The sequence below is a fragment of the Pseudomonas sp. EU05-FHT14B02 genome, assembly GCF_058791055.1.
Map to the genome: position 1 here is coordinate 1 of NZ_JBYTDD010000002.1, position 8,966 is coordinate 8,966.

Here is an 8,966-nt window from a genome sequence, read left to right on the forward strand (position 1 = left end):
TGGCGTACGGTTACCGGGATAGTGAGTTCTTTTTCATGAAGATCAAGAGCGTCTTTCCCGGCAATCCGTGAAGAACCTTTTTTTGTCTCGGTTACGCGAGCGCTATTACAACAGCGGGATCGAGTAGCTGACGATCAGGCGGTTTTCGTCCTGCGAACGTGTGTTCGGCAGGTCGGTGCGCCAGGTCGCGTTTTTCCACGCCAGGCCCAGGTTTTTCAGCGGACCTTCCTGAACGACGTAAGCCACGCTCAGATCGCGCTCCCACTCGGAAGCACCGTTGGCCGCCTCGCCACCCTTGGCGTTAACGGTATCGATGTTGTCGCCGTGCAGGTAAACAAGACCCGCCGTCAGGCCAGGTACGCCGACCTTGGCGAAGTCATAGGAGTAGCGTGCTTGCCAGGTACGCTCGCCGGCACGGCCGAACTTCTGGATTTGCGCGTCGGTGATGGTGTAGTTCGACGAACCGTCGCCCTGGTTCAACCAAGGGAAATCGCTGCTGCCGTTGCTGACCTGATAACCGCCACCGAAGGTGTGACCGGCAACGGTGTACAGGAACAGGCCGCTGTACAGGTTGTTGTCGACCTTGCCTTTACCGTTTGGCGCGTTGTAGTTGCCAGTGGTGAAGTACAACGGGTCGTGACCGTTGGCACCATCATCAGAGCTGTTGAAGTAACGGAAATCCGACTTCAACACGCCAGGGCCGATTGCCCAGTTGTGCACCAGACCCAGGAAGTGTTGCTTGTAGAACTCTTCCAGGTTGCCGTAGTAGTACTGGGCCGTCAGGTCCTTGGTGATCTTGTAGTCGCCACCGGCATAGATGAACTTGTTGCTGTCGCGGAATTTGGTGCCGCGAGTGTTCGCGCCGGAAATCGACATCTGCTCATTGTTGCTGGAGTTACGGCCTTTAACGGCTTCGATCTGGCCACCAACCAGGGTCAGATCCTTGATGTCGCCGGACGTGATCTGGCCACCCTGCCAGGTTTGCGGCAGCAGACGACCATCGTTGGTCACAATCACCGGGTTTTTCGGTTGCAGGGTGCCCAGCTTCAATTCGGTCTGGGACACCTTGGCTTTGGCCGTCAGGCCCAGGCTGGAGAAATCATCAACTGCCTCGCCGTTGGATTTGCTCGGGAAAACCGTGCCGCCGTAAGAGGTCGCCGTGGCGCCGTTGGTACCGCCGCCCGAATCCAGTTTCACGCCCAACAGGCCGATTGCATCGATGCCGAAGCCGACGGTGCCCTGGGTATAACCGGAGATGAAACGCAGATCGAAGCCTTGACCCCACTCTTCGTTTTTGTTGGCACCGGCTCCGTCACGGTAGTCGGTGTTGATGTAGAAGTTACGTAGCCCCAATGTTGCCTTGCTGTCTTCGATAAAACCCGCGGCGCTTGCCTGCTGGGTCAAAACCCCGACGGCCACAGCCATGGCCAAGGTGCACTTGTTCATGTTTCGCTCCTCTCGTTTCTAGTTCTGATGTTTCTGGTCCCGAATCGATTGCCCGGGATCCTGAATGCATAAATTCGCGGCAAACCGTCTAGGCCGGTCATTTGGCGGGCCGCAGGATACATGGCCTTAAAGCCAAAAAGAATTTTTAGATGTTTTTTAATATCACTTAGGAATATGACTTCCCACGACAGATCCGAGGTATCGGCGGCAAGGCCGATTCCTGCACCTGACCTATTGTCGAGGGACGAAATCGCCAAATCCGGGCTCAGGGATGAGTGCCGGACAGGCGCACTTTAAGCGGGATATTTAAAAACTAAAAAGAATAATAAATAATCAGTAAAGATCTTTATGGAATATTAAAAAACAGACAAAAAAAACCTCGCCAGCAGGCGAGGCTTTTTTACAAGGCTTGTTACAGGAAGCTGTAGGTGTAGTTGAAGATCAGACGAGTCTGGTCAACATCAGGGTTGTTGGAAACTTCACTGCCACGGTAGACACCATTACGCAGCGTTACGCCGAAGCCTTTGAGAGTGCCCTGCTGGATGGTGTAGTCGATCCGCATGTCGCGTTCCCACTCGGAGCCATCAGGGCCTCTGCCGTTGGTAGCCTTGATGTTGTCGCCATGCAGGTAGGCGATCGAAGTTTTCAGGCCCGGTACGCCCAGTCCGGCGAAGTCATAGGAGTACTGACCGAAGGTGGTGTTTTCACCAGCACGAACAAATCCGTTGATCATGGAGTCGGTGAACAGGTAGAAGCTGGCGCCGCCGTTGCCTTCCGGACGGCCATTGCCATCAACCACGTTGCCCTGGTTCAGGTAGACAAAACCGCCATCATCGCTGACGCGCTGATGACCGAGCAGGAAGGCGTTGCCACCCAGGGTATAGGTGAACATGGCGCTCCAGGTCTTGTTATCGACCTCGCCTGGGGTCCTGGCGAAACCGTTGTTGTTGTTGAAACGGAAACCCGGATCACCGTTCTTGCCATCGGAGCTGCTGTCGAAGTAGCGAATATCAGTTTTGAAGGACTGTTTGGCGTCGATCGGAAACACGTGGATCAAGCCAAGGAAGTCCTGCTTGTAGTAGTCCTTCAGGTTCGAATGGTAGTACTGCAGGGTCAAGTCCTTGGTGACCTTCCAGTCAGCACCACCGTAGTAGAACTTGTTGCTGTCCTCTGTGCCGCCAGCCACGGCCAGGCCGGTGGAGTTCGAAGAGGCGCGACCCGCCGAATGCTCCAACTGACCTGCGTTGAAGGTCACGTTGTCGATTTCTTTCGAAGTGATGGTGCCACCGTCAAAGGTCTGTGGCAGCAGACGGCTGTCGTTCGCGACCAGGATCGGCAAGTTGGGTGCCAGGGCGCCACCCAGGTGGGCTTCGGTCTTCGAGAAGCGCGCCTTGACGTTAGCGGCTGCACGGCTCCATTCGGACACGGCCGAACCATCGCTGTCGCTTGGGAAGAAGGTGTTGTTGTCCGGGTGGTGACCCTTGCCGCCGTCCAGGTGGATACCCAGCAGTGCCTGGGCGTCGATACCGAAGCCGACAGTGCCTTGGGTGAAACCGGACAGATAATCGAATTTCAAGCCTTCTGCGGACTCTTTCTGATCCGCACCGCCTTCACGGTTATCGTTGTTGTAATACATGGTCCGGGAACTGATGGACGCCTTGCTGTCTTCCAGGAAACCTGCGGCGCCTGCCTGCTGCGCCAAAACCCCTACGGCCACGGCCAAAGCCAAGGTGGACTTGTTCATTGTGTAGCTCCTCTCGATTCTAGTTCTTGTATTCCTGGTCTCGAGTCGTCGCCCGAAATCCTAAGATGCGCGATTAGCGCCAGACCGTGACCCACAAGTCAATCGTAACCATGTGTGTCTACGACCTTTGTCTAACCCCCGATTTTTTGGTCCCTGCCGGGTCATGAATTTGTCATGAACCTGAAAAGAATTACCCGATTCTTTTCTAATACCGTTTAGGAATTTAGCGCTCAATTTCCAGCCCCCCAGAACAAAGGGTTCGGCTCATAAGCTAATTCCTAAACGGTATTTATTTTTGCTTTTTTAGATCGATTAGTTTCTGACGCAATCCGGAAACAAATCCTTACCGAAAGGCAGCCCCATGACGATCAAGCGCGCACTATCCAGACCAATTGTTACAGTTTGTGTATCTCTCGCATTTTCTTTCACCGCCCAGGCGGCGAACCTCACCGTCGGTTATCAAACCGGAATCGACCCCAGCAAAGTCCCCCAGGCCGATGGCCTTTATGAAAAAACCATCGGCCAGCCCATCGACTGGCGACGCTTCAACAGCGGCCCGGAAGTGGTCACGGCGATTGCCTCCGGCGATGTACAAATCGGCAATCTCGGCTCCAGTCCGCTGGCCGCTGCCGCTTCGCGCAACCTGCCGATTGTCGCGTTCATCGTCTCGGCGCAGATCAATGCCGCCGAAGCGCTGGTGGTGCGCAATGGCAGCGGCATCGAAAAACCACAAGATCTGATCGGAAAGACCATCGCCACGCCTTTCGTTTCAACCTCCCACTACAGCCTGCTCGGTGCGTTGAAGCACTGGGGCCTGGACAGTTCGAAAGTCAAAGTGGTGAACCTGCAGCCGGCGGAAATCGCGGCAGCCTGGAAGCGGGGAGATATTGATGGCGCGTTTGTCTGGTCGCCCGCCCTGGGGGAAATCCGCAAGAGTGGCAAGACCCTGACCGACGCTGCACAAGTAGGCCAATGGGGAGCACCCACCTTCGAGGTCTGGGTGGCACGCAAGGATTACGCCGAGAAGCACCCGGAGGTGGTGGCCAGATTCGCCAAGGTCACCCTCGACGCCTTTGCTGATTACGCGGCGCATAAAGCCAGCTGGACTGCCGACTCGGTACCGGTGCAGAAAATCGCCAAACTGACCGGCGCCAATGCCGCCGATGTGCCGGAGTTACTGGCCGGTTCCGCATTCCCGGATGCCAAGGCGCAACAGAGCACCGCGCTGCTGGACGGCGGCACGGCCAAGGCCATTGGCGAGACGGCGAAATTCTTGAAGGAACAAGGAAAGGTGGAGACGGTGCTGCCGGATTACTCGCCGTATGTCAGCGCGAAGTTTGTCGCCGAGTAACACCACCGACCTCTGTAGGAGCGAGCCTGCTCGCGAAAAACCCAAGGACGCCACTGGGCATCTGGTTTACGCGTTATCGTTCACGATTTTCGCGAGCAATCGAGCGTCGACCGGCTGCTCCTACAAGGACCGTATCCTGATCAAAGGGCTTTTTCGAAGATCTTCGAATTACGCTGATAGTTGTACAGCGACGCCCGCGCCGACGGCAGACGGTCAACGCTGCTCGGCACAAAACCACGCTCGCGGAACCAGTGAGCGGTGCGGGTAGTAAGGACGAATAATGTCTTCAAACCCTGAGCCCGGGCGCGGGTCTCGATGCGCTCCAGCAATTCATCACCGCGACCGCCATGGCGATACTCTGGATTCACCGCCAGGCACGCCAGTTCACCGGCATCCGAATCGGCAATCTGATACAGCGCCGCACAGGCGATGATCATGCCTTCGCGCTCGACCACACTGAACTGTTCGATCTCGCGCTCCAGCACCTCGCGGGAACGGCGCACCAGGATGCCCTGCTCTTCCAGCGGGCTGATCAAATCCAGCAAACCACCGACGTCTTCAATGGCCGCTTCGCGTACGACTTCGAACTGCTCCTGGGCCACCAGCGTACCGCCACCGTCGCGGGTGAACAGCTCGGTCAGCAGTGCACCGTCTTCGGCATAACTGACGATATGGCTGCGGGCCACGCCGCCACGGCAAGCTTCGGCCGCGGCATCGAGTAATTCTGCCTGGTAGTTACTGCCCAACCGTTGCAGATGCGCCGGCACCTGCTGCGGACGCAGTTCGCGCACCAAGCGCCCGTGTTCGTCGATCAGGCCCAGGTCGGCGCCGAACAGCAGCAGCTTGTCCGCGCCCAGGTCGATGGCCGCACGGGTGGCGACGTCTTCGCAGGCCAGGTTGAAAATCTCCCCGGTCGGCGAATAGCCCAGCGGCGACAGCAGCACAATGGAACGCTCGTCCAGCAGACGGTTGATGCCCTTGCGGTCGACCCGGCGCACTTCGCCGGTGTGGTGATAGTCGACGCCTTCAAGCACGCCGATCGGCCGTGCCGTCACCAGGTTGCCGCTGGCCACCCGCAGGCGCGAGCCCTGCATCGGCGACGAAGCCATGTCCATCGACAGGCGAGCCTCGATGGCAATGCGCAACTGGCCAACCGCGTCGATCACGCACTCCAGGGTCGCGGCATCGGTGATGCGCATCCCGTGGTGGTAATGCGGGGTCAGGCCACGGGCCGCGAGGCGCGCTTCGATTTGCGGGCGGGAACCGTGAACCAGCACCAGACGCACGCCCAGGCTGTGCAACAGCACCAGGTCGTGGACGATATTGCCGAAATTCGGGTGTTCAACGCCGTCGCCGGGCAGCATGACGACAAAGGTGCAATCGCGGTGGGCGTTGATGTAAGGCGAAGCGTGACGAAGCCAATTGACGTATTCGGGCATGAACCTGGGCCTGTAATAAATAGCAGCCGAAAAAAGGGCGAAACTGAAAACGCACAGCGGGCTGATGGTTATCGTCGGAACAGGCTTGGCGACACGCGCGCTCTCCTCATGAATACGGGTTGGGACATCGGCAATTTAACTGCAAAACCCTGTAGGAGCGAGCTTGCTCGCGATGGATATGAGGGTACCGCGCTCATCCAGGCAGCCCTCGTCATCGTTAACGTCCATCGCGAGCAAGCTCGCTCCTACACGGGTGTCAGGCAATAGTGTTCGATCAGTTGCCTTAATAGATGCACCGTAGGCTGCAAACGTGACATTTCGAGGTATTCCCCCGGTTGGTGGGCGCAGGCGATATCACCCGGGCCAAGCACCAGCGTTTCACAGCCAAGGCGCTGAAGATAAGGTGCTTCGGTGCCGAACGCCACTGCTTCGGCGCTGTGACCGGTGAGCTTTTCGGCAATGCGCACCAGCTCTGCGTCCTCGGCCTGCTCGAACGGTGGCACTTCGGGGAACAACGGCGCGTAATCGATCTTGACCTGATGCCGTTCGGCAATCGGCTTGAGCTTCTGCAGGATCTCGGCGCGCAGGACCTTGGGGTCCATGCCGGGCAGCGGCCGCAAATCGAATTCCAGCGAACACTGGCCGCAGATGCGGTTGGGGTTGTCGCCGCCATGGATGCAGCCGAAATTCATCGTTGGCGTCGGCACGCCAAACTGTGGATTGCGGAATTCGCGTTGCCATAACAAGCGCAAGCCACGCAGTTCACCGATGGCATCGTGCATGGCTTCCAGGGCGCTGTGGCCCAGGCGCGGGTCGGAGGAATGACCGCTCTGGCCGAGGATGTCGATGCGCTCCATCATGATGCCCTTGTGCATGCGGATCGGCTTGAGCCCTGTCGGCTCGCCGATCACCGCCGCCCGCCCCAGCGGTCGCCCCGCTTCGGCCAGCGCGCGGGCACCGGACATCGAACTTTCTTCATCGCAAGTGGCGAGAATCAGCAACGGCTGTTTGAACGGATGATCGAGCAGCGGTATGACCGCCTCGATGGCCAGAGCGAAAAAGCCCTTCATGTCGCAACTGCCCAGGCCGACCCAACGACCGTCGACTTCAGTCAGCTTCAGCGGATCGGTTTGCCACAACGCACCGTCGAACGGCACGGTGTCGCTGTGCCCGGCCAGCACCAGGCCGCCGGGGCCGGAGCCGAAACTGGCCAGCAGGTTGAACTTGCCGGGGCTGACTTGCTGGATATCGCAGGTAAAACCCAGCTCACCAAGCCACGTCGCCAGCAGATCGATGACCGGGCGGTTGGTTTGATCGAGACTGGGTTGGGTGCAACTCACGGACGGTGCAGCGATCAACGCAGCGAATTGTTCTTTCATCGACGGCAATGGCATCGCTGACTCCCGGCACCTGAATTGAAGTCCATCATAGAACCAACCGATGACATGAATAAACCGTCTCGGCGCGTACTAACCTTGAGTCCTGTACACTGCACGACCTTGGCAGCCACACATTTCCCCGGCTGCGCTCCCGATCCTGGATTTTCCGGCCATGCAGAAAGAAACCGAAATCAAACTCCGCGTCAGCCGCGAAACCCTCGCCGCACTGCGCGAGCACCCGTTACTGAAAAAACGCAACAAAAGTGGCTGGGAACGCCGTGAGTTGATGAATCAGTACTTCGACACGCCCGAGCGTGACCTGGCCCAGGCAAAAGTCGCCCTGCGCCTGCGCAAGGATGGCGAAGAAGTGATTCAGACCCTCAAGACCCGCGGCCAGAGCGTCGCCGGTCTGTCCGTTCGTAACGAATACGACTGGAACCTGCCCAAGGCCAAGCTCGACTTGAAGAAACTCGACGGCGAATGCTGGCCCGAGGAACTGGCCGAGCTGGACAAGAAGACCCTGAAGCCGATCTTCACCACCGATTTCGTCCGCGAACGCGCGGAAATCGCCTGGGGTCGCGGCAAAACCAAAGTGGTCATCGAAGCCGCGCTGGACCTGGGTCACGTCGTGGTCGGCAAGCAGAAAGAAGAAATCTGCGAGCTGGAACTGGAACTGCGTGAAGGCGAGCCGGCCGCGTTGCTGGAACTGGCCGCCGAGCTGGCCGAGAAGCTGGCCCTGATGCCGTGCGATATCAGCAAGGCCGAGCGCGGTTATCGCCTGTACGACGCCCACAGTTATTCGCTGAGCTTGCCGGCGCCGCAGATCACCGCCGAAACGCCGCTGGACGACGCGTTCGCCGCGCTGAGCTGGCATTTGCTGGGCAGCAGCCAGCGTCTGGCCGAGCAGTATCGCTTCAATGGTCACTGGCGCCTGCTGCAGGACTGGGTCGAATGCCTCGCGGAAATGCGCGCGCTGATCAGCAGCCTGGGCCAGGCCGCTCCGCGTCAGTCGACCCACGATCTGCGCATCGCCCTCGATGCCTTGCTGGAAGACTGGCGTCCGCTGGTACAAGCCGGCCTGGACGACGAAGACGTGCGCAAAGCCGCGCCCGAGCAGTTCCTCGAAGAACTCGAAGACCCGCGCTGGGGCCTGTTCTCCCTGACCACCTCGCGCTGGCTGCTGGCCCGCACCTGGGCTGCCGACCGCAACACCCGTGGCAATCGCCAGGGCGCTGCGCAGCTGGGCAGCTGGTTGCCGCGCCTGCTGGGCGAAGAAGCCAACTCGCTGCAATTGCAGCGCTACCAGCAACAGCCGGAAGACCTGGCCGAGCAACTGCCACGCATCGAACGCATCCAGGTCTGGCTGCACCATGCGCGTAACGTGCTGGAGATTCCGGAAATGGATCGCCTGTACGGCGAGTTGAACAAGCTGGCGCAACTGGCCAACGAGTCGATCACCGACGAAGTCCTGGATGCACGTAAGCAGCAGGCGATTGCGGTGTATCAGAACCGCGCCTGGAAAATGTTGCTGCGCCTGTAATACCGCCATCGCGAGCAAGCTCGCTCCCACAGGGGGCAGTGTGGATTTACTGCATCGACTCCTGGCT

Annotated in this window: 6 protein-coding genes; 2 read left to right on the top strand and 4 right to left on the bottom strand. The window is 58.8% G+C overall.

Translation table 11 applies throughout. The annotated features are described in order from the left end of the window. Nucleotides 1-105: 105 nt before the first annotated feature. Together AC3WTM_RS01925 and AC3WTM_RS01930 are read right to left on the bottom strand one after the other, a co-directional pair. Entirely contained in the window at nt 106-1,446 is a 1,341-nt protein-coding gene (locus tag AC3WTM_RS01925; protein ID WP_102669316.1) for an OprD family porin, read from the bottom strand. A 412-nt stretch (nt 1,447-1,858) separates the two neighbouring features. Continuing rightward, a complete protein-coding gene (locus tag AC3WTM_RS01930; protein WP_102669318.1) occupies nt 1,859-3,190 on the bottom strand; it encodes an OprD family porin in 1,332 nt (443 codons plus the stop codon). Between the two features lie 361 nt (nt 3,191-3,551). Here AC3WTM_RS01930 and tauA point away from each other — a divergent pair, with 361 nt between their 5' ends. After that, entirely contained in the window at nt 3,552-4,541 is a 990-nt protein-coding gene (gene tauA, locus AC3WTM_RS01935) for a taurine ABC transporter substrate-binding protein (protein ID WP_102669319.1), read from the top strand. A gap of 140 nt (nt 4,542-4,681) precedes the next feature. Here the strand turns inward: tauA and argA are convergent, their stop codons facing one another. Together argA and argE are read right to left on the bottom strand one after the other, a co-directional pair. Then, on the bottom strand, nt 4,682-5,980 hold the full coding sequence (argA, locus tag AC3WTM_RS01940) for an amino-acid N-acetyltransferase (RefSeq protein ID WP_057712838.1): 1,299 nt from the start codon (nt 5,978-5,980) through the stop codon (nt 4,682-4,684). A gap of 245 nt (nt 5,981-6,225) precedes the next feature. Then, complete coding sequence (argE, locus tag AC3WTM_RS01945) at nt 6,226-7,374, bottom strand: acetylornithine deacetylase (RefSeq protein ID WP_102669320.1); 1,149 nt, start codon at nt 7,372-7,374, stop codon at nt 6,226-6,228. A gap of 157 nt (nt 7,375-7,531) precedes the next feature. On the opposite strand from argE, the gene AC3WTM_RS01950 reads away from it, so the two are divergent. Further along, on the top strand, nt 7,532-8,899 hold the full coding sequence (locus AC3WTM_RS01950) for a CYTH domain-containing protein (protein WP_102669321.1): 1,368 nt from the start codon (nt 7,532-7,534) through the stop codon (nt 8,897-8,899). The last annotated feature ends 67 nt before the right edge of the window (nt 8,900-8,966 follow it).

Coding starts and splice junctions, on each gene's coding strand:
- AC3WTM_RS01925 (WP_102669316.1), bottom strand. CDS start 1,446: ATGAACAAGTGCACCTTGGCCATGGCTGTGGCCGTCGGGGTTTTGACC.
- AC3WTM_RS01930 (WP_102669318.1), bottom strand. CDS start 3,190: ATGAACAAGTCCACCTTGGCTTTGGCCGTGGCCGTAGGGGTTTTGGCG.
- tauA (WP_102669319.1), top strand. CDS start 3,552: ATGACGATCAAGCGCGCACTATCCAGACCAATTGTTACAGTTTGTGTA.
- argA (WP_057712838.1), bottom strand. CDS start 5,980: ATGCCCGAATACGTCAATTGGCTTCGTCACGCTTCGCCTTACATCAAC.
- argE (WP_102669320.1), bottom strand. CDS start 7,374: ATGCCATTGCCGTCGATGAAAGAACAATTCGCTGCGTTGATCGCTGCA.
- AC3WTM_RS01950 (WP_102669321.1), top strand. CDS start 7,532: ATGCAGAAAGAAACCGAAATCAAACTCCGCGTCAGCCGCGAAACCCTC.